16 protein-coding genes are annotated in these 18,280 nt (G+C 67.5%); 14 read left to right on the top strand and 2 right to left on the bottom strand.

The features are described from left to right. Window positions 1–65 precede the first annotated feature (65 nt). Genes EDC29_RS13405 through EDC29_RS13395 form a run of 3 tightly spaced genes read left to right on the top strand, consistent with a single transcriptional unit; the run spans window position 66 to window position 2,483 of the window. Window positions 66–845, top strand: a complete 780-nt coding sequence (locus tag EDC29_RS13405; RefSeq protein ID WP_165913527.1) for a PstS family phosphate ABC transporter substrate-binding protein — start codon at window positions 66–68, stop codon at window positions 843–845. 3 nt (window positions 846–848) lie between these two features. Beyond that, complete coding sequence (locus EDC29_RS13400) at window positions 849–1,877, top strand: GGDEF domain-containing protein (RefSeq protein ID WP_132230284.1); 1,029 nt, start codon at window positions 849–851, stop codon at window positions 1,875–1,877. A gap of 3 nt (window positions 1,878–1,880) precedes the next feature. Then, window positions 1,881–2,483, top strand: a complete 603-nt coding sequence (locus EDC29_RS13395) for an HvfX family Cu-binding RiPP maturation protein (RefSeq protein ID WP_123142462.1) — start codon at window positions 1,881–1,883, stop codon at window positions 2,481–2,483. Window positions 2,484–2,657: 174 nt separating this feature from the next. Here EDC29_RS13395 and EDC29_RS13385 read toward each other — a convergent pair whose 3' ends face one another. Next, on the bottom strand, window positions 2,658–3,140 hold the full coding sequence (locus EDC29_RS13385) for a Crp/Fnr family transcriptional regulator (RefSeq protein ID WP_123141085.1): 483 nt from the start codon (window positions 3,138–3,140) through the stop codon (window positions 2,658–2,660). 658 nt (window positions 3,141–3,798) lie between these two features. Then, a complete protein-coding gene (locus EDC29_RS13380) occupies window positions 3,799–5,433 on the bottom strand; it encodes an alpha-D-glucose phosphate-specific phosphoglucomutase (protein ID WP_132230282.1) in 1,635 nt (544 codons plus the stop codon). Window positions 5,434–5,756: 323 nt separating this feature from the next. On the opposite strand from EDC29_RS13380, the gene htpG reads away from it, so the two are divergent. The 11 genes from htpG to clpX all read left to right on the top strand — a co-directional run bounded on the left by htpG (window position 5,757) and on the right by clpX (window position 18,105). Beyond that, window positions 5,757–7,673, top strand: coding sequence for a molecular chaperone HtpG (htpG, locus tag EDC29_RS13375; RefSeq protein WP_123142464.1), 1,917 nt, complete (start codon window positions 5,757–5,759; stop codon window positions 7,671–7,673). A gap of 205 nt (window positions 7,674–7,878) precedes the next feature. Next, a complete protein-coding gene (gene adk, locus EDC29_RS13370; protein WP_062275367.1) occupies window positions 7,879–8,538 on the top strand; it encodes an adenylate kinase in 660 nt (219 codons plus the stop codon). Window positions 8,539–8,665: 127 nt separating this feature from the next. Then, window positions 8,666–9,040: a thioredoxin gene (gene trxA, locus EDC29_RS13365; protein WP_123141088.1), complete on the top strand. Its 375-nt coding sequence runs from the start codon at window positions 8,666–8,668 to the stop codon at window positions 9,038–9,040. 76 nt (window positions 9,041–9,116) lie between these two features. Continuing rightward, window positions 9,117–9,623 (top strand): DUF1249 domain-containing protein, encoded by a 507-nt coding sequence (locus EDC29_RS13360; protein ID WP_123141133.1) that lies wholly within the window; start codon window positions 9,117–9,119, stop codon window positions 9,621–9,623. Between the two features lie 156 nt (window positions 9,624–9,779). After that, window positions 9,780–10,223, top strand: a complete 444-nt coding sequence (locus tag EDC29_RS13355) for an Rrf2 family transcriptional regulator (RefSeq protein WP_123141089.1) — start codon at window positions 9,780–9,782, stop codon at window positions 10,221–10,223. Between the two features lie 171 nt (window positions 10,224–10,394). Continuing rightward, on the top strand, window positions 10,395–11,318 hold the full coding sequence (gene prmB / locus EDC29_RS13350; protein WP_123141090.1) for a 50S ribosomal protein L3 N(5)-glutamine methyltransferase: 924 nt from the start codon (window positions 10,395–10,397) through the stop codon (window positions 11,316–11,318). A 228-nt stretch (window positions 11,319–11,546) separates the two neighbouring features. Next, complete coding sequence (gene hemN / locus EDC29_RS13345) at window positions 11,547–12,932, top strand: oxygen-independent coproporphyrinogen III oxidase (protein WP_123141091.1); 1,386 nt, start codon at window positions 11,547–11,549, stop codon at window positions 12,930–12,932. A 10-nt stretch (window positions 12,933–12,942) separates the two neighbouring features. Further along, entirely contained in the window at window positions 12,943–14,481 is a 1,539-nt protein-coding gene (locus EDC29_RS13340) for an AMP-binding protein (protein ID WP_132230280.1), read from the top strand. Between the two features lie 143 nt (window positions 14,482–14,624). Further along, window positions 14,625–15,923 carry a trigger factor gene (tig, locus tag EDC29_RS13335; RefSeq protein WP_123141093.1) on the top strand — a complete coding sequence of 433 codons (1,299 nt, stop codon included), beginning with the start codon at window positions 14,625–14,627 and terminating at the stop codon, window positions 15,921–15,923. A gap of 80 nt (window positions 15,924–16,003) precedes the next feature. Continuing rightward, window positions 16,004–16,648 (top strand): ATP-dependent Clp endopeptidase proteolytic subunit ClpP, encoded by a 645-nt coding sequence (clpP, locus tag EDC29_RS13330; RefSeq protein WP_123141094.1) that lies wholly within the window; start codon window positions 16,004–16,006, stop codon window positions 16,646–16,648. A 191-nt stretch (window positions 16,649–16,839) separates the two neighbouring features. Next, window positions 16,840–18,105, top strand: coding sequence for an ATP-dependent Clp protease ATP-binding subunit ClpX (gene clpX, locus EDC29_RS13325; protein ID WP_062275383.1), 1,266 nt, complete (start codon window positions 16,840–16,842; stop codon window positions 18,103–18,105). Window positions 18,106–18,280: the final 175 nt, after the last annotated feature.

The raw sequence follows: 18,280 nt of genomic DNA, 5'->3' as shown, positions 1-18,280 counted from the left end.
CTCGCAACGGGCAGTGCGGTCTTTTCGGGGAGGTCGACGTGTGGCGATGGCTCGGTATCTTGGCGATGATCTGGTCACTGACCGGCGAGGCCGAGCCCTTGCGTATCGGTGGCACCGGCGGTGCGCTCGGGGTCGCCGAGGCGTTGGCCGAGCGCTATGGCGCGTGCTGTGGCGAGTCGCCCCGGGTGCTGCCGAGCCTGGGTACCGGCGGCGGGGTGCGGGCACTCGCCGACGGCCGTCTCGACATCGCCCTGGCCGGGCGTGCGCTGAGTGCCGTCGAGCGTCGGCGGGTCGGTGAGGTCCTGGTCTTCGCCCGCACACCGCTGATCCTCGCCGCCCATCCCGGGGTCGGCGCCGACTCGCTGGATGTCGCGCAGCTGGTCGCGATCTATCGCGGCGAGCGCGTCACCTGGCCGGACGGCACTCCTTGTCGTCCGGTGCTGCGCGCCGAGTACGATACCGAGACCATGCTGTTGCGCGGACTCGATCCGCGACTCGACGCGGCGCTCGACCGCGCCTTCGCCCGTCCCGATCTGGTGGTGACGCTGACGGCGCAGGATAACGCTGCGGTGCTGCGCCGGGTGCCCGGGAGCTTCGGCTATCTCACCCGCATGCAGTGGGTCGCCGAGTCGCTGTCGTTGCGGGTACTGCATCTCGGCGGGCGGGCGCCGACCCTGGAGGCACTCGCCGCCGGTCGTTATCCGCTGGTCGCCGAGTTCACCCTGGTGCTTGCCACGGCCCCGGACGAGCGGGTGCGCCGCTTTGTCGACTTCGTCTTCTCGGTTGCAGGTCGGGCGGTGGTCGAGGCCAATGGGGCGCTGGTACCACCGCGTCCAGGGGGCTGATCCGTGCCTCCCGGGGATGACCGCAGTCTCGCCGACCTGCTGCGTCTGGTGGTGTTGACGCTGGTGGTGGTGACGGCGCTGGCCGTGCCTGTCATCCATTTCGACGTCCAGCGCCGCTATCTCGACGGTAACCTGGCCACCCTCTCGGTGCTCACCGCCGAGCAGCTGATGCGTCAGGTGATCGCACGGGATCCCGAGTTCTGGGTCTACGAGGACGGGCGTATCGGTGGGCTGCTGCGCGACGAGGTGCGCGGGGTCGCGGTCCGTCAGGTGGTGTACGCCGAGGGTGGCGAGGCCGTGGTCGAGATCGGTGCGCCGTTGCCGGCGCCGCTGTTGATACAGCGCCAGTGGCTGCTCGATGCCGGTCGGCCGGTCGGGGCGCTGGAGACTTCGGCCTCGCTGCGCCCCCTGCTGCGCGACTCGCTGCTGCTGGCGCTGGTACTGGTGGTGATCGGCGGCACGGGGGCGGCGCTGTTGTGTCGCTATCCGCTGGCGCGGTTGCGTCGGGCCGAGTGCGACATCCGCTATCTGGCCGAGCACGATCCGCTCACCGGCCTGCTCAATCGTCACGTGGTCGAGTCGCTGTTCGAACGCGAGTCGGCACGGGCGCGCCGTCATCATCTGCGGCTGTCGATCGTCATCTTCGATATCGATCATTTCAAGCGGGTCAACGACCAGCACGGACACGACTGCGGCGACCGGGTGTTGCGCCAGCTCTCCGGGCTGGTGTCGCGGCACGTCCGCGCCAGCGATTACCTGGTGCGCTGGGGCGGGGAGGAGTTCCTGATCCTCTCCACCCACACCGATCTGGCGATGGCGCGCGCCCTGGTCGAGAAGCTGCGCCGACTGGTCGCCGAGCATGACTTCGGGCTGGCGCAGCCGATCACCATCAGTCTGGGGGTGTGTGCCTGCTCACCCGGGGAGGAGCTGCAGCACTGCGTGAGCTGCGCCGATGCGGCGATGTATCGCGCCAAGCGCGCCGGGCGCAACCGTTGGTTCGAGGGGGGCGATCACTCGATAACGGAGGGGTGAGCGATGTGGTCTCTGGCGAGACGTCTGCAAGGACTGCTGGATATGACCCGGTGGCTGGACTTCCTTGCGCCGCTGGCGCTGCGACTCTACCTGGCGCCGGTATTGTGGATGGCCGGGACCAGGAAGTTCGCGAATTTCGACGACACCGTGGCCTGGTTCGGCAACCCCGAGTGGGGGCTGGGTCTGCCGGCGCCGGAGTTGATGGTGGTGCTCGCCGCCGGGACCGAGACCCTGGGGGCGGTGTTGCTGGTGGTGGGGCTCGGGGTGCGCTGGGTGGCGCTACCGCTGATGGTCACCATGGCGGTCGCCGCGCTCACCGTGCACTGGCACAACGGCTGGCTGGCGATCGCCGAGGGTGGTGGCTCGCTGTTTGCCACCGAGCGCACCCTGATCGCGGTCGAGCGTCTGGCCGAGGCCAAGGAGATCCTGCGTGCGCACGGCGACTACAGCTGGCTGACCGAGTACGGCAGCCTGGTGATGCTCAACAACGGGATCGAGTTCGCCGCGACCTATTTCGTGATGCTGCTGGCGCTCTTCTTCTGTGGTGCCGGGCGCTGGGTGAGTCTCGATCACTGGATCGGGCGCTGGCTGCGTATGACGGGCTGACGCGGTTGGGCGGCGCGGCGCAGCCTCGCTGCGGTCGAGCAGGTGCGGGGTGGCCGCTCGATCACACCGGCGGCTACAAGGCGCGCAGCTGCCAGATCCTCGGCATCTCGCGCCCGGCGCTCGATCGCAAGATCCTCACGTACGGCCTGCGTCTGTCCGGGCGGGAGACGTCGCTCAGTAGCGCCCCGGGGCGCGGACCAGGTAGTTCTTGAGCTCGGCGCTCTCCTGGTTCATCCGCATCAGGTTGGCGTGGGTGATGCGGAAGATCGCGCGCATCACCTTGTAGACGATGCGCGGGTGGTCGTCGAGCAGCGACTCGAAGTCGATCGGCTCCAGGGTCAGCACCCGGGCGTCGCCGACGGCGCGCAGCGCAGCCTTGCGGTCCGAGCCATCGACGAAGGCGCGGGTGCCGGCGCACTCGCCGGCGCGCATACGGTGGAGGTGGACGTCGCTGCCGCCCTGATTACGGATGACGTCGATCTTGCCCGCGCCGAGCAGGAACAGGGTCTGGCGGGCCTCGCCCTCGGTCACCAGGGTCTCGCCGTCGGTGAGTGCGACCTCGCCCATGCGGTCGGCGAGGACGGCACACTCGGCGTCGTCGAGTTCGGCGCCCAGGATCGACTGGTTGAGCGCCTGGATCTTGTCGAATTGGCTCATTGCAATAGCTCCGCGTGCTGTGGATGCGTGGGGAGGCCACTCGACCGCCCCCTGTCTTTTGGTCCCCGGCGCCACGGTCGTCGCTGCGCTCCGGTCATCCGCAGGGCGCGTACAGGCGTCTCGGGAAACGGGTGCTATGCGCGGTGGGCGGCGCAGTCCGGGCCGTCGCAGGCCCTTGTCCAAGATGGGGAAATCTGTGCTGAATCCTACTGGTTTGAGGTGTGCGGCTGCAACTGTGGCCGCTGTGCACGGTTGCGGCAAGTCGCTGTCGGCGCTGGAGTTGAGGTGGCGGTGGCGCAGTGTGCGGGAGCAGGAAAGGTCTGGCGCATGCGGGAGCCGTGGGGGGCGGGGAGTCGGGCGCCGTGCTGCTTGAGCCGCCGCGCGACGATCGTTAGCCCCGGCCCCGGCCCCGGCCCCGGCCCGGTGCCCTGTGGCTTGCCGCCGACCAAGGGCTCGAGGATGGGGGCGCGCAGTCGGCCGCTGTCTCGGTGGGGATCGCTGCGATCTCCGGCGGGCCGCGAGGTCGCCGCCGGGCGCGGCGAAGAGCGCCGCGCGGTAGCCGTCCCAGACCGTGCCGAGACGGTCGATCGCGGGCTCGACCTCGACGCCGAGCCGATGGCTGATCCGGGACGGTAGCGCAGCGCTGGCCGAACGCCGTTCAGGTGATGACGTCTGGTGCCGCCCGGCCGGTGCGCGGCTCGATCCCGGCGAGTTCGCGGGCGGTTGCGATCAACTCGCCGAGCGCCTCCTGGGGGTCGAGCTGGTGGCGGGCCGGGTCGGGTTCGAAGCGCTCGATATAGACGCGCAGCGTCGCCCCTTCGGTGCCGGTGCCGGAGAGGCGGTAGACGATGCGTGCGCCGTCCTCGAAGCGGATACGGATGCCCTGGTGCTCGGCGCGCCCCCCGTCGATCGGGTCGGTGTAGGCGAAGTCGTCGGCCTGTGCCACACGGCGCGCGCCGAGCTGCTGGCCGGGCAGGGTGGGGAGCTGCTCGCGCAGCGCGGCCATCAGCCCCTCGGCGCCTGCCGACGCGACCCCTTCGTAGTCGTGACGGGTGTAGTAGTCGCGCCCGAAGCGCCGCCAGTGCTCGGTGACGATCTCGGCGACCGACTGGCGGCGCGCGGCGAGCAGGTTGAGCCAGAACAGCACCGCCCACAGCCCGTCCTTCTCGCGCAGGTGATCCGAACCGGTGCCGAAGCTCTCCTCGCCGCACAGGGTGATGCGCCCGGCATCGAGCAGGTTGCCGAAGAACTTCCAGCCGGTGGGGGTCTCGAAGTGCTCGACACCGAGCGCCTCGGCGACCCGGTCGGCGGCCTGGCTGGTAGGCATCGAGCGGGCCACGCCGCGGATGCCCTGGCGGTAGCCGGGGGTGAGATGGGCGTTGGCGGCAAGGATCGCGAGGCTGTCGCTGGGGGTGACGAAGCAGTCGCGCCCGAGGATCATGTTGCGGTCGCCGTCGCCATCGGAGGCGGCGGCGAAGTCGAGTCCGTCGACGCCGCGGGTCATCGCCACCAGGGCCGCGGCATGGGTCAGGTTGGGGTCGGGGTGGCCGCCGCCGAAGTCGGGCAGGGCCTCGGCGTTGAGGACGGTGCCGGCCTCGGCGCCGAGCCGGTTCTCGAGGATCTCGAGGGCGTAGGGACCGGTGATCGCGTGCATCGCGTCGAAACGCATGCGGAACCCGCCCGAGGCGAACAGTCCGGCGATGGCGTCGAAGTCGAACAGCGAGGCCATCAGCTCGGCATAGTCGGCGACCGGGTCGATGACCTCGATGCGGGTCGCGCCGAGGGTCAGGGTGGCGATCCGATCGAGGTCGACGGCGGCGCTGTCGAGGGTGAGATAGCGCTCGATCTCCTGGGTGCGGGCGTGGATGGCACTGGTCATCGATTCCGGCGCCGGGCCGCCGTTGGCGGCATTGAACTTGATGCCGAAGTCGGCGTCCGGCCCGCCGGGGTTGTGGCTGGCCGAGAGTACGATCGCGCCCTCGGCGTGGTGCTTGCGCACGATGCATGAGGCCGCCGGGGTCGACAGCAGCCCGCCGCGCCCGACCAGCACCCGGGCGACGCCGTTGGCCGCGGCCATGCGCAGGATGGTCTGGACCGCCTCGCGGTTGTAGTAGCGCCCGTCGCCACCGACCACCAGGGTCCCGCCGGCGAGCTCGGGGCGGGTGTCGAAGATCGCCTGGACGAAGTTCTCGAGATAGTGCGGTTGCTGGAACACCCGGACCTTCTTGCGCAGCCCCGAGGTGCCGGGGCGTTGACCTTCGAAGGGGGTGGTGGCGATGATTTGCGGTTCCATCTTCAGACCCTTGACTGGTGGGGGAGAGGCGGTGCTCGATTGGCTGGGCCGCGTGCTGCGCGTGCCGATCCGTGCACGTCTCCCATGGCGAGGGGATGTGGTGGCGGGGCGACCCGCTGCGGTGCGAGGGCACGGTCCCTGTGGGGCGCGCCGGCCGGGTGACGCCTCCCGTTCGGGGCGGCCATCGCCGGGGCTCCGCCGTCGAGGCATTGTATCCCCCCGTCGCCGTGCGACAATACCGGTATGGTTCGGTCTGAGCCCTGCCGGGTGACTCGAACCCCTGGTTCGCAAACGATCTTCATTCCTCAAGGTACACGACAAGCATGACAGTAGAAGCGCACAAGGAAACCCTGGAGTTCAAGGCAGAGGTCAGTCAGGTGCTCGACCTGGTGATCCGCTCACTCTACTCGAACAAGGAGATCTTCCTGCGCGAGTTGGTCTCCAATGCCTCCGACGCCGCCGAGAAGCTGCGCTTCGAGGCGCTGAGTGACGACGGTCTGTACGAGGGCGACCCGCAGCTGCGCATCCGCATCGAGGTCGACCGCGAGGCCGGTACCCTGACCGTCTCCGACAACGGCATCGGTCTGAGCCGTCAGGAGGTCACCGAGACCATCGGCAGCATCGCCAGCTCGGGCACCCGCCGCTTTCTCGAGAACCTCTCCGGTGACCAGACCAGGGACAGCAACCTGATCGGTCAGTTCGGCGTCGGGTTCTACTCGGCCTATATCGTCGCCGATCGCGTCACCCTGATCTCGCGCCGCGCCGGGCTCGGCCCCGAGCACGGAGTGTGCTGGGAGTCCGACGGGCGCGGCAGCTATACCCTGGAGACGGTGGAGAAGGCCGGCCGCGGTACCGACGTCATCCTCCACCTCAAGGAGGACGAGAAGGAGTTCCTCGACAGCTGGCGGCTGCGCGCGATCATCGCCAAGTTCTCCGATCACGTCGCGCTGCCGGTGGAGATGCGCAAGGAGCACTACGGCGAGGAGGGCGAGGAGCAGCCCGAGACCCCCGAGTACGAGCAGGTCAATCGCGGCACCGCGCTGTGGATGCGCAACAAGTCGGAGATCTCCGAGGAGGAGTATCACGACTTCTACAAGCACGTCGCCCACGACTTCGAGGCGCCGCTGGCCTATTCGCACAACCGCGTCGAGGGGACCAACGAGTACACCTCGCTGCTGTTCGTGCCCAAGCGCGCGCCCTTCGACATGTGGGACCGCGAGCAGAAGCACGGCGTCAAGCTCTATGTGCGCCGTGTCTTCATCATGGACGAGGTCGACAAGCTCACCCCGCACTATCTGCGCTTCGTCAAGGGCGTGGTCGACGCCGATGACCTGCCGCTGAACGTCTCGCGCGAGATCCTCCAGCACAATCGCAAGATCGACACCATCCGTCAGGCCAACACCAAGCGCGTGCTCGGCGTGCTCGAGGCGATGGCGCGCGACGAGCCGGAGAACTATGGCGCCTTCTGGGACGAGTTCGGCCGGGTGCTCAAGGAGGGGCCGGCGGAGGACTTCGCCAACAAGGAGCGCATCGCCGGGCTGCTGCGCTTTGCCACCACCGCGAGCGAGGGCGATGCCCAGCGTGAGTCGCTCGATGGCTATATCGAGCGGATGCAGGAGGGGCAGGAGAAGATCTACTTCATCACCGCCGACAGCCCCGCCGCGGCGCGTCACAGCCCGCATCTCGAGGTCTTCCGCAAGAAGGGCGTGGAGGTGCTGCTGCTCTCCGATCGGGTCGACGAGTGGCTGGTGAGCCATCTCACCGAGTACAAGGGCAAGACGCTGCAGTCGGTGACCAAGGGCGATCTCGATCTCGGCGAGCTTGCCGACGCCGAGGATCAGGCCGCCAAGGAGAAGGCCGAGGAGGAGCACGGCTCGCTGCTCGAGCAGATGAAGCAGACGCTCGGCGAACAGGTCGAGACGGTGCGCGCGAGCACCCGCCTGGTCGACTCCCCGGCCTGTCTGGTGGTCGGCGAGCACGACATGAGCGCCAACCTCGCGCGGGTGCTGAAATCGGTCGGCCAGGAGGCCCCCGAGACCAAGCCCACGCTCGAGGTCAACCTCGAGCATCCGCTGCTCAAGCGTCTCGAGGCCGAGACCGACGACGAGCGCTTCGCCGAGCTGGCGATGGTGCTGTTCGATCAGGCCCAGCTCGCCGAGGGCGGTCAGCTCGAGGACCCGGCCGCCTTCGTCGGTCGGCTCAACAAGCTGATGCTCAACATGATGGTCAGCGGCGGCTGATCCCCCACGCGACCACCGTGCCGCCGGTGCGGTGGTCGTCCTGCTCAGTTTGCCGCGCGCACGCCGCGCGCATCCCCTGATCGATCTGTGCCGCGCCGCGCGCGCATTCGCGATGGCGGCGCCGAGCCGGCTGTGGTCCTGCCCGATCCGGCTGTGGCACACTCAAGATCAATGTTTTTCAATCGCAACCACAATGAGGAGCGTCATGCGCATCATCCTGCTCGGCGGCCCGGGTGCCGGAAAAGGGACCCAGGCCGGCTTCATCAAGGAACACTTCAAGATCCCCCAGATCTCCACCGGCGACATGCTCCGGGCCCACGTCAAGCAGGGCACCGAGCTCGGCAAGGCGGCGAAGAAGATCATGGACGAGGGCGGGCTGGTGTCCGATGACATCATCATCGGCATGGTCAAGGCGCGCATCGACGCCGAGGACTGTCAGGGCGGCTTCCTGTTCGACGGCTTCCCGCGCACCATCGCCCAGGCCGACGCGCTCAAGGAGAGCGGCATCTTCGTCGACGCGGTGGTCGAGATCGACGTCCCCGACGCCGAGATCGTCAAGCGGATGTCCGGGCGGCGGGTGCACCCGGCCTCGGGGCGCAGCTATCACGTGGTGTTCAATCCGCCGCGCGAGGAAGGCAAGGACGACGTCACCGGCGAGGCGCTGATCCAGCGCGACGACGATCGCGAGGAGACGGTCAAGGCGCGTCTGGCGGTCTATCATGAGCAGACCGAGCCGCTGATCGGCTACTACTCCACCTGGGCCGAGGCCGGTGGCGAGGGCGCGCCCAAGTACCTCAAGGTGCACGGTATCGGGTCGGTCGAGGAGATCCGCGACCGTATCCTCGAGGGCCTCGGGGCACTCTGACAGTCGTCGCCGGTCGTCTGTCCCCGGTGACAGGGACCGGCGCCCCGGGCGGGTTGCGGAATCTGCGAGTGGATGGCGATTCTGTTAATATGCCCGACAATCTTTAGCTATCTAGTAGGATATTCGCATGGCCGTCTTGGAGCTCGACAGCAACAACTTCGAACAGACCATCAAGGACAACGATTTCGTCGTCGTCGATTTCTGGGCGCCCTGGTGCGGTCCCTGCCGCTCCTTCGCCCCGACCTTCGAGAAGGTCTCCGAGGATCACGAGGACATCGTCTTCGCCAAGATCAACACCGAGGCGCAGCAGGAGCTGGCGGCACACTTCCAGATCCGCTCGATCCCCACGCTGATGATCTTCCGCGAGCAGGTCATCATCTTCTCCCAGCCCGGCGCGCTGCCCGAGCGCTCCTTCCGCGAGCTGCTCTCCAAGGCCGCCGAGCTCGATATGGAAGAGGTCAAGCGCCAGGTCGCCGAGCAGCAGACCGCGCAGAACGGCTGAACGCTCGCGGCGTAACCAGTCGACGTCTCGGCGCCGGGCCTCGAGCCCGGCGTCGGCGTTTTTATCGGACGCAATGATGCAAGTCTCCAGCGATCCCTGGGCCGACGCCCTGCCACTGGTCGCGCGCCCGAGCGTGGGTGCGCTGCTGGCGCTGTGCGAGGAGAACTTCGCCCGGTTGGCGCGGCTGGCGCCGGACCTGAGCCAGCTCGAGGGCCGGCGGCTGTCGCCTCACGCCTCCGGGGTCGACCTGGTGCTCGAGGTCGAGTCGCAGACCCGTTACATGACCCTGCTGCGCCTGACTCACCTGTTCCCGGCGGGGGAGGGCGGGGTGCGCAGCGATCCGGATGCGCGCCTGCGCGCCTATCACGACGCCCGCCAGCTCGAGGTGCTCGAGCTCGAGCAGTCGCTGTGGTCGATGCGCAACGGCTATGCACCGCCGACGCTCGCGCACAAGTGGCGCGCCAACCTCTTCCTCGCCAAGTGGCTGGACTACTGTCTGGGACAGGGCCACTGCTTCCTCGCCGCCCAGCCGGCCATCTCCGGGGCGACAGCCTCCGGACGTCGGCTGCCGACCTGTCTTTGAACGCCCCGCGCACCTCCCCGCTCTACCCGCCCGTCGTCATCGACCGTAGTGCACGTATTGAAATAGACCTTTGCTTGACTAATTTAGTAGGAGGGTCGGGTGATCGGGTCCTACTCGGTCTCCTTGTCAATCAATACCTTATACAGGCATTCGACGATGAGACTTTCTACCAAGGGCAGATATGCGGTGACCGCCATGCTCGATCTGGCGCTCCACGCGGGCAAGGGGCCGGTCACCCTGGCCGATATCTCGGCGAATCAGGGTATCTCGCTGTCCTATCTCGAGCAGCTGTTCGCGGCGTTGCGTGCCAAGCAGCTGGTGCGTGGCGTGCGCGGACCGGGTGGCGGCTATTATCTCGGCAAGCCGGCCGAGGAGATCTCGATCGCCAACATCATCTGCGCCGTCGACGAGTGGGTCGAGTTCACCCGCTGTGGTGGACGCGAGAACTGTCGCGACGGCCAGCGCTGTCTCACCCATCATCTGTGGGACCAGCTCAGTGACCAGATCTTCCAGTTCCTCAGCGACATCTCGCTGCAGGATCTGGTCGAGCGTGGTCAGGACGAGGTGCTGGCCGCCGAGGGCAAGCGCCGGGCGGCCTGATGTCCTTGGCCGTTCGGCCGCCCGTCCCCGGTCGGGTGCGGGGGCGCCCCGGTATCGGTGGACGACCGACTGAACAGCGGGAGCCAAGGATGGTATCCTTCGCGGCTTGTTTCCTGGCGTGGCGGACGAGTCCGGGCGCCAGTCCATGTACCGGACCATGCTTGAGCCGCGATGTCAGCACAACCCGACGGATTGATCACCATCCAGGACTTCGTGCGCTGGGGCGCGAGTCGCTTCAAGGCCGCCGGCCTGTTCTTCGGTCACGGGACCGATAACGCTCTCGACGAGGCCGCCGAACTGGTGCTCGGCGCGCTCGACCTGGATCACTCCCTGCCCGCCGCCTTCCATTCCTGCCGACTCACCCTCGCCGAGCGCGAGCGCGTTGCCGCACTGATCGAGCGCCGCGTCCGCGAGCGGGTGCCGGTGGCCTATCTCACCGGTCGCGCCTGGTTCTCCGGGTTCGAGTTCATCGTCGACAGCAACGTGTTGGTGCCGCGCTCGCCGATCGCCGAGCTGCTCGAGGTCGGTTTCGATCCCTGGGTCGACCCGGCGCGGGTCGAGCGGGTGCTCGATCTCTGTACCGGCAGTGGCTGTATCGGTATCGCCGCCGCGCTGCATCTGCCCGATGCCGAGGTCGATCTGGTCGATCTCTCGCCGGCGGCGCTGACCGTGGCGCGCGCGAACATCGAGCGCTACGGACTCGATGAACGGGTGCGGGCGATCGAATCCGATCTCTTCGCCGCGCTCGACGACATCCGCTACGACGTCATCGTCTCCAACCCCCCCTATGTGCCGCGCGACGAGTACGACACCCTGCCCGAGGAGTTCCTGCGTGAACCCGAGCTCGGGCTGGTCGCCGCCGACGAGGGGTTGGCGCTGGCGCTGCGCATCCTCGAGCGCGCCCCGCACCACCTCGAGCCCGAGGGTGTGCTGGTCCTCGAGGTCGGCAACTCGGCCTTCGCGCTCGAGCAGCGCCTCCCCGAGGTGCCCTTCACCTGGCTGGAGTTCGAGCGCGGTGGAGAGGGCGTGCTAGTGTTGACGCGCGAGCAACTGCTGGCGCATCGCGCCGAGATCGCGGCGGCGGCCGCCGCATGAGACCGACGCCGCTCGCGCGAACCCGGTGCCGGCGCGCTGCCGGGTGCTCGTGGTCGCGCAGTGAGGCGTCGGGCCGATTCCTGGAAGAGATTCCATTCCATACCCTGCTCGTGCAGATCGACGCGCCCCGGTGGGCCTCGGTGGGCGGGGATGATGCCTGAACGGGCGTTACGAAGAATGCCGTACCGGGCCGGATGCATGGCGCCGTGCGGCTGGAGGGTTGATTAGGTGGAACAAGGCGTTTCCTTCGATATTGAGCTGATCCGTCGCTACGACCAGAGCGGTCCGCGCTACACCTCGTATCCGACCGCGGTCGAGTTCGATACGTCCTTCGATGAGGCGGCCTACCGCGCCACTTGCGCGCGCAGCAACGAGAGTGGCCGCCCGCTGTCGATCTATTTCCACATCCCGTTCTGCGACACGGTCTGCTTCTACTGTGCCTGCAACAAGGTCGTGACCAAGGACCGCTCGCGGGTCGCGCCCTATCTCGACCGTGTCTATCGCGAACTGGAGATGCAGGGGGCGCTGTTCGACGACTCCCGCGTGGTCGAGCAGCTGCACTGGGGCGGCGGCACCCCGACCTTCCTCAACGACCAGCAGATGGTCGAGTTGATGGAGACCACCCGTCGTCACTTCAAGCTCGCCGACGACGAGGTCGGTGAGTACTCGATCGAGATCGATCCGCGCGAGGCCGACGCCAACACCATCGCGTTGCTGCGTCGCATCGGCTTCAACCGCATGAGTCTCGGCGTGCAGGACTTCGACGAGCGGGTGCAGAAGGCGGTCAACCGCGTGCAGAGCGAGGCCGAGACCATGGCGGTGCTCGAGGCGGCGCGCGCCGAGGGCTTCCGCTCGATCAGCCTGGACCTGATCTACGGCCTGCCGTTCCAGTCGGTCGAGACCTTCATGAACACCCTCGAGCGGGTGATCGCGGTCAACCCGCAGCGTCTGTCGATCTTCAACTACGCGCACCTGCCCACCCGCTTCAAGCCGCAGCGGCGCATCCGCGACGAGGACCTGCCGACCGCCGAGGTCAAGCTCGACATCCTCCAGGCGACCATCCAGCGTCTGACCGACGCCGGCTATGTCTACATCGGCATGGACCACTTCGCCCGTCCCGACGACGAGCTGGCCATCGCCCAGCAGGCCGGTACCCTGTATCGCAACTTCCAGGGCTACTCGACCCACGCCGACTGCGACCTGATCGGTATCGGCGTGACCTCGATCGGCAAGGTCGACAACACCTACGGCCAGAACCAGCGCGAGCTCGACGAGTACTATGCCGCCATCGATGCCGGCCGTCTGCCGGTGTTCCGTGGTATCGAGCTGACTCGTGACGACATCATCCGTCGCGACGTCATCACCCGCTTGATCTGCAACTTCGTGCTCGACATCCCCGCCGTCGAGGCCGCCTGGGGGATCGACTTCAAGACCTACTTCGCCGACGCGCTCGACAAGCTGCAGGTGATGGTCGAGGACGGTTTGGTCGAACTCGACGCCGAGCGGATCCGCATCCTGCCGCGCGGTCGCCTGCTGGTGCGCAACATCTGCATGACCTTCGACGCCTATCTCGCGGCCAAGAGCGGCCCGGTCGGCTTCTCCAAGGTCATCTGAGCCGGCGGTCATGGAGGGGGCGATCGAGCTGACGGACATTGCCGCCCGGTTCCGGGCGTGCGCGGCCACGCACCAAGGGGCACCCGCCCTGTTCGACGAGGCCGGTGCGCTCGACTATGCCGGGCTCGATCGCGCCTCCGATGCCATGGCCGGGGCGCTGGCGGCAGCCGGGCTGCAGCCCGATGCCCGTGCCGCGCTGCTGTGCGCCAACGGGCGTGAGTTCGTCATCGCCTATCTCGCGATCCTCAAGGCCGGCGCCACCGTGGTGCCGGTCAACCTGCTGCAGAGCGATCGTGAGATCGCCTATATCCTCGATGACGCAAGGCCGGCGCTGTTGCTCCATCAGCCGGCCTTTGCTGCGCTCGCCGAGGCGGCCAGCGCGCGCAGCGCGGCGTCACCGAGACGGATCGAGCTGGATGCCGCCCGAGCCGACTTTGCCACGCTGATCACGCATCCGCCGCTGTCGCCGCTGCCGGGCACCGAGGTTGCCGCAGTGCTCTATACCTCGGGGACCACCGGACGGCCCAAGGGGGCGATGCTCAGTCACGCCAACCTGATCGCCAACGCCGAGGGGTCCCGGCAGGGCTTCGAGCTGGTGCCCGGCGACCGCGTGCTGGCGGTGTTGCCGCTGTTTCACTCCTTCGCCGCCACCACCGCGATGCTCACGCCGCTGCTCCACGGGCTGGCGATGATCCCGGTGCCGCGCTTCGAGCCGCGGCTGGTCACCCAAGCGATCGCCCGGCATGGCGCTACCGTGTTCCTCGGGGTGCCGAGCATGTACGGCGTGTTGTTGCGTCATGCCGAGGTCCTGGCCGAGCAGTGGCGCGGGGTGCGACTGTGCATCAGTGGTGGTGCGGCGCTGCCGGCGGCGTTGATGCGCGCGTTCGAGACGCGCTTCGCGACCCTCCTGGTGGAGGGCGCGGGCGCGACCGAATGCAGCCCGGTGTTCAGCGTCAATCGTCCGAGTGGGCCGCGCAAGCCGGGCTCGATCGGTCCGGCGCTGCCGGGGGTTGAGCTGACGGTGCGCGATCGCGCCGGACGGGTGCTGCCCAGTGGCGAGACCGGTGAGTTGTGCGTGCGCGGTCCCAACGTGATGCTCGGCTATCTGGGGCTGCCCGAGGCGACCCGCGAGAGCTTTCACGGCGACTGGTTCCGTACCGGTGACCTGGCGCGGATCGATGGCGATGGTCATGTCTATCTGGTCGATCGCATCAAGGATCTGGTGATCACCAACGGCATGAATGTCTATCCGCGGGTGGTCGAGGAGGCGCTCTACGCCCACCCGGCGGTCGCCGAGGCGGCGGTGGTCGGCGATCCCGATCCCCGGCACGGCGAGGTGGTGGTGGCGCACGTGGCGCTCGCCGACACCGCCGAGGTCACGCCGGGCGAGCTGCGCGCCTGGTGCCGCGACCGCCTCGGCAGCCACGAGGTGCCACGCCGGGTGGTGCTGCACGCGGCGCTGCCGAAGAACGCCTCGGGCAAGATCCTCAAGCGCGCGTTGCGGCGCGAGAGTGATGAAAGCGTGACTGAAGGCCCGGTGACGGGGTGATTTCGCGTGCGATGGTGCTTGGTGGCGCGAAAAACCACGCGTTATACTGAACAACTTTTGATTGTGCGGGCGTCTTGCCCGCACGCGTTTTTTAGCAAGGTGCGGGCCTGGTCAGAATCCCGGCGCCGACAGGAGATGAGTCAATGCAAGTTTCGGTGGAATCGGGCGAGGGTCTCGAGCGTCGTGTGAAGGTCGAGCTGCCCTCCGAGCAGGTCACCAGTGCGGTCGATCAGCGTCTGCAGCAGCTCGCGCGCAGCGCCAAGCTGCCCGGTTTTCGCCCCGGCAAGGTGCCGATGAAGCTGGTGCGCAAGCGTTACGGCGCCCAGGTCCTCGAGGAGGTGTTCGGCGAGCAGGTGCAAGCGAGCTTCTACGAGGCGCTCACCCAGGAGTCGCTGCGTCCGGCCGGTCAGCCGGAGGTCGAGCCCGAGATCGACGTCGAGGCCGGTCGTTTCGCCTATGTCGCCACCTTCGAGGTGATGCCCGAGGTGGAGCTGGCTGCACTCGAGGGCCGCGCACTCAAGCGTCCGGTCTGCGAGCTCGCCGAGACTGATCTCGACGCGCTGATCGAGCGGCTGCGCGACCAGCACAAGACCTGGACCCCGGTCGAGCGCGCCGCCGAGCAGGGCGATCAGCTCACCATCTCCTTCGCCGGCACCATCGACGGCGAGGCCTTCGAGGGTGGCTCGGCCGCTGACGTCGAGCTCGAGCTCGGCTCCGGGCGGATGATCCCCGGCTTCGAGGACGGTCTGGTCGGCGCCGCCGCCGGCGAGACCCGGACCGTCGAGGTGACCTTCCCCGAGGAGTATCAGGTCGAGGCGCTGGCCGGCAAGCCGGCGAGCTTCGAGATCACCGTCAGCCAGGTCGCCGAGCCGACCCTGCCCGAGGTCGATGGCGAGTTCGTCAAGCGCTTCGGCATCGAGGACGGCGACGTCGAGCGCTTCAAGAACGATGTGCGCGAGAACATGGCGCGCGAGTTGAAACAGCGTCTCGAGGCCCGCACCAAGGAAGCAGTGATGGACCTGCTGATGGAGGCCAATCCGGTCGAGGTGCCGCAGGCGCTGGTGCGCGACGAGATCGCCTCGATGCAGGAGGAGATGCGTCGCTCGGTGGGCGCCCAGGGCGAGGTGCAGTTGCCCGACGCGCTGTTCGAGGAGCCGGCGCGTCGCCGTGTCGCCCTCGGTCTGATCATCGGCGAGCTGGTCAAGCAAAACGAGCTCAAGGCCGATCAGGACCGCGTCCAGGCGATGCTCGACGAGATGGCCGCCACCTACGAGAACCCGCAGGCGGTGATCGACTACTACAAGGCCGAGCGTGGCCGCATGGCCGCGCTCGAGGCCGCGGTGCTCGAGTCCCAGGTGGTCGACCTGGTGCTCGGCCAGGTCTCGGTCGAGGACGAGGAAACCAGCTTCGAGGCGCTGACCAACCCGGGCGCCGCGGGCTGATCGACACCCACGCGATGCGTCCGCCGGTGACGGCGGACGCCTTCCAGAAGCCAATCCGCAGAGAGTTGAAGGCGTATCCCATGAGCAACATCGAGAGCCGCACCGACTGGAGGCCCGAGGCACTGGGGCTGGTGCCGATGGTCATCGAGCAGACCGCCCGCGGCGAGCGCTCGTTCGACATCTATTCGCGCCTGCTGAAGGAGCGCGTGATCTTCCTGGTCGGCCCGGTCGAGGACCACATGGCCAACCTGGTGGTCGCGCAGCTGTTGTTCCTGGAGTCGGAGAATCCGGACAAGGATATCCATCTCTATATCAACTCGCCCGGTGGCGCGGTCACCGCGGGCCTGGCGATCTACGACACCATGCGTTTCATCCGCCCCGACGTCAGCACCATGTGCATCGGTCAGGCGGCGAGCATGGGCGCGCTGCTGCTCGCCGGCGGCGCCGCGGGCAAGCGCTACTGCCTGCCGCATTCGCGGATGATGATCCATCAGCCGCTCGGCGGCTTCCAGGGGCAGGCCTCCGATATCGATATCCACGCCCGCGAGATCCTCTACATCCGCGAGCGTCTCAACCAGATCCTCGCCGAGCACACCGGTCAGTCGGTCGAGAAGATCGCCGAGGACACCGAGCGCGACCGCTTCATGGGTGGCGAAGCGGCCCAGGCCTATGGGCTGATCGATCGCGTCATCAGCGAGCGAGGTGCCGCCTCCGGCAAGGAGTAAGTGGCGCGACGCGCGACGTCGCAAGCGGTCGGAGTCAGGGGGCTTGTCGGGCGTCACCGGAGTGTGACGACCGCCAAGCCTTCGTCTCTTCACTCTCTTGCCATATAAGCGCAAACCGTTATGATTGAATTCGCCTCGATGGGGATTGTCCGATCCCCATCCCCAACCGACCCCCCGGAGAGCTATTCCCGATGAGTGGAAACAAGAGCGACGAAGGCAAGCTGCTCTACTGTTCGTTCTGTGGCAAGAGTCAGCATGAAGTCCGCAAGCTCATCGCAGGGCCGTCCGTGTTCATCTGCGACGAGTGCGTCGAGCTGTGTAACGACATCATCCGCGAGGAGATGCAAGAGGGCGTCGGCGAGGCCGCCAGCAGTCTTCCCAAGCCGCGTGAGATCAAGGCGCGTCTCGATGAGTTCGTCGTCGGCCAGGAGTTCGCCAAGAAGGTGCTCTCGGTCGCCGTCTACAACCATTACAAGCGTCTCGAGGTCGCCGAGGCCAAGGAAGACATCGAGATCGCCAAGAGCAACATCCTGCTGATCGGCCCCACCGGCTCCGGCAAGACGCTGCTCGCCGAGACCCTGGCGCGACTGCTCAACGTCCCCTTCACCATCGCCGATGCCACCACCCTCACCGAGGCGGGTTATGTCGGCGAGGACGTCGAGAACATCATCCAGAAGCTGCTGCAGAAGTGTGATTACGACGTCGACAAGGCGCAGAACGGCATCGTCTACATCGACGAGATCGACAAGATCTCGCGCAAGTCGGACAACCCCTCGATCACCCGTGACGTCTCGGGCGAGGGCGTGCAGCAGGCACTGCTCAAGCTCATCGAGGGGACCGTCGCCTCGGTGCCGCCGCAGGGTGGGCGCAAGCATCCGCAGCAGGAATTCCTCCAGGTCGACACCTCCAACATCCTGTTCATCGTCGGTGGTGCCTTCGCCGGGCTCGACAAGATCATCCAGAATCGTTCGCGCAAGACCGGTATCGGCTTCTCCGCCGAGGTCCACAGCAAGGATGACGGGCGGATGATCGGCGAGCTGCTCAGCGGCGTCGAGCCCGAGGACCTGATCCGCTACGGCCTGATCCCCGAGTTCGTCGGTCGACTGCCGGTGATGGCGACCCTCGAGGAACTCGACGAGGCGGCGCTGATGCGCATCCTCACCGAGCCCAAACACTCGCTGGTGCGTCAGTACGCGCGCCTGTTCGAGATGGAGGACGTCGAGATCGAGCTGCGTGAGGACGCGCTGCGCGCGATCGCCACCAAGGCGATGGAGCGCAAGACCGGGGCCCGCGGCCTGCGGACGATCATGGAGCAGGTGCTGCTCGACACCATGTACGAGCTGCCCTCCATGGAGCATGTCAGCAAGGTCGTCATCGACGCTTCGGTGATCGCCGGTGAGAACAAGCCGTTCCTGATCTACGACGGGATGGAGAAGCAGGCGGCATCGGGAGACTGATCGATCGCGCTGTCCCACCCCCAGGAGGCGGACGGACACCCGCCGCTGGACTGTCCGCCCGCCCCCCAATCCAGGCGCGCCGGCGCGTTGAACTGCGCGCCGGCCGCCCCGATCCTTTCCCCATCATCCAATCGTACCGACGTCGGCGTCCGTGGAACGGTCTCTGGGCTCGGCC

The sequence above is a fragment of the Marichromatium gracile genome, from assembly GCF_004343155.1.
In the GTDB taxonomy this organism is placed as follows: Bacteria; Pseudomonadota; Gammaproteobacteria; order Chromatiales; family Chromatiaceae; genus Marichromatium; species Marichromatium gracile.
The sequence above is the reverse complement of the archived record's forward strand: the minus strand, read 5'-3'. Positions and strand labels throughout refer to the sequence as shown.

Coding starts and splice junctions, on each gene's coding strand:
- clpX (WP_062275383.1), top strand. CDS start 16,840: ATGAGTGGAAACAAGAGCGACGAAGGCAAGCTGCTCTACTGTTCGTTC.
- htpG (WP_123142464.1), top strand. CDS start 5,757: ATGACAGTAGAAGCGCACAAGGAAACCCTGGAGTTCAAGGCAGAGGTC.
- prmB (WP_123141090.1), top strand. CDS start 10,395: ATGTCAGCACAACCCGACGGATTGATCACCATCCAGGACTTCGTGCGC.
- clpP (WP_123141094.1), top strand. CDS start 16,004: ATGAGCAACATCGAGAGCCGCACCGACTGGAGGCCCGAGGCACTGGGG.
- EDC29_RS13405 (WP_165913527.1), top strand. CDS start 66: ATGATCTGGTCACTGACCGGCGAGGCCGAGCCCTTGCGTATCGGTGGC.
- tig (WP_123141093.1), top strand. CDS start 14,625: ATGCAAGTTTCGGTGGAATCGGGCGAGGGTCTCGAGCGTCGTGTGAAG.
- EDC29_RS13385 (WP_123141085.1), bottom strand. CDS start 3,140: ATGAGCCAATTCGACAAGATCCAGGCGCTCAACCAGTCGATCCTGGGC.
- trxA (WP_123141088.1), top strand. CDS start 8,666: ATGGCCGTCTTGGAGCTCGACAGCAACAACTTCGAACAGACCATCAAG.
- EDC29_RS13355 (WP_123141089.1), top strand. CDS start 9,780: ATGAGACTTTCTACCAAGGGCAGATATGCGGTGACCGCCATGCTCGAT.
- EDC29_RS13395 (WP_123142462.1), top strand. CDS start 1,881: ATGTGGTCTCTGGCGAGACGTCTGCAAGGACTGCTGGATATGACCCGG.
- EDC29_RS13380 (WP_132230282.1), bottom strand. CDS start 5,433: ATGGAACCGCAAATCATCGCCACCACCCCCTTCGAAGGTCAACGCCCC.
- EDC29_RS13360 (WP_123141133.1), top strand. CDS start 9,117: ATGCAAGTCTCCAGCGATCCCTGGGCCGACGCCCTGCCACTGGTCGCG.
- adk (WP_062275367.1), top strand. CDS start 7,879: ATGCGCATCATCCTGCTCGGCGGCCCGGGTGCCGGAAAAGGGACCCAG.
- EDC29_RS13340 (WP_132230280.1), top strand. CDS start 12,943: ATGGAGGGGGCGATCGAGCTGACGGACATTGCCGCCCGGTTCCGGGCG.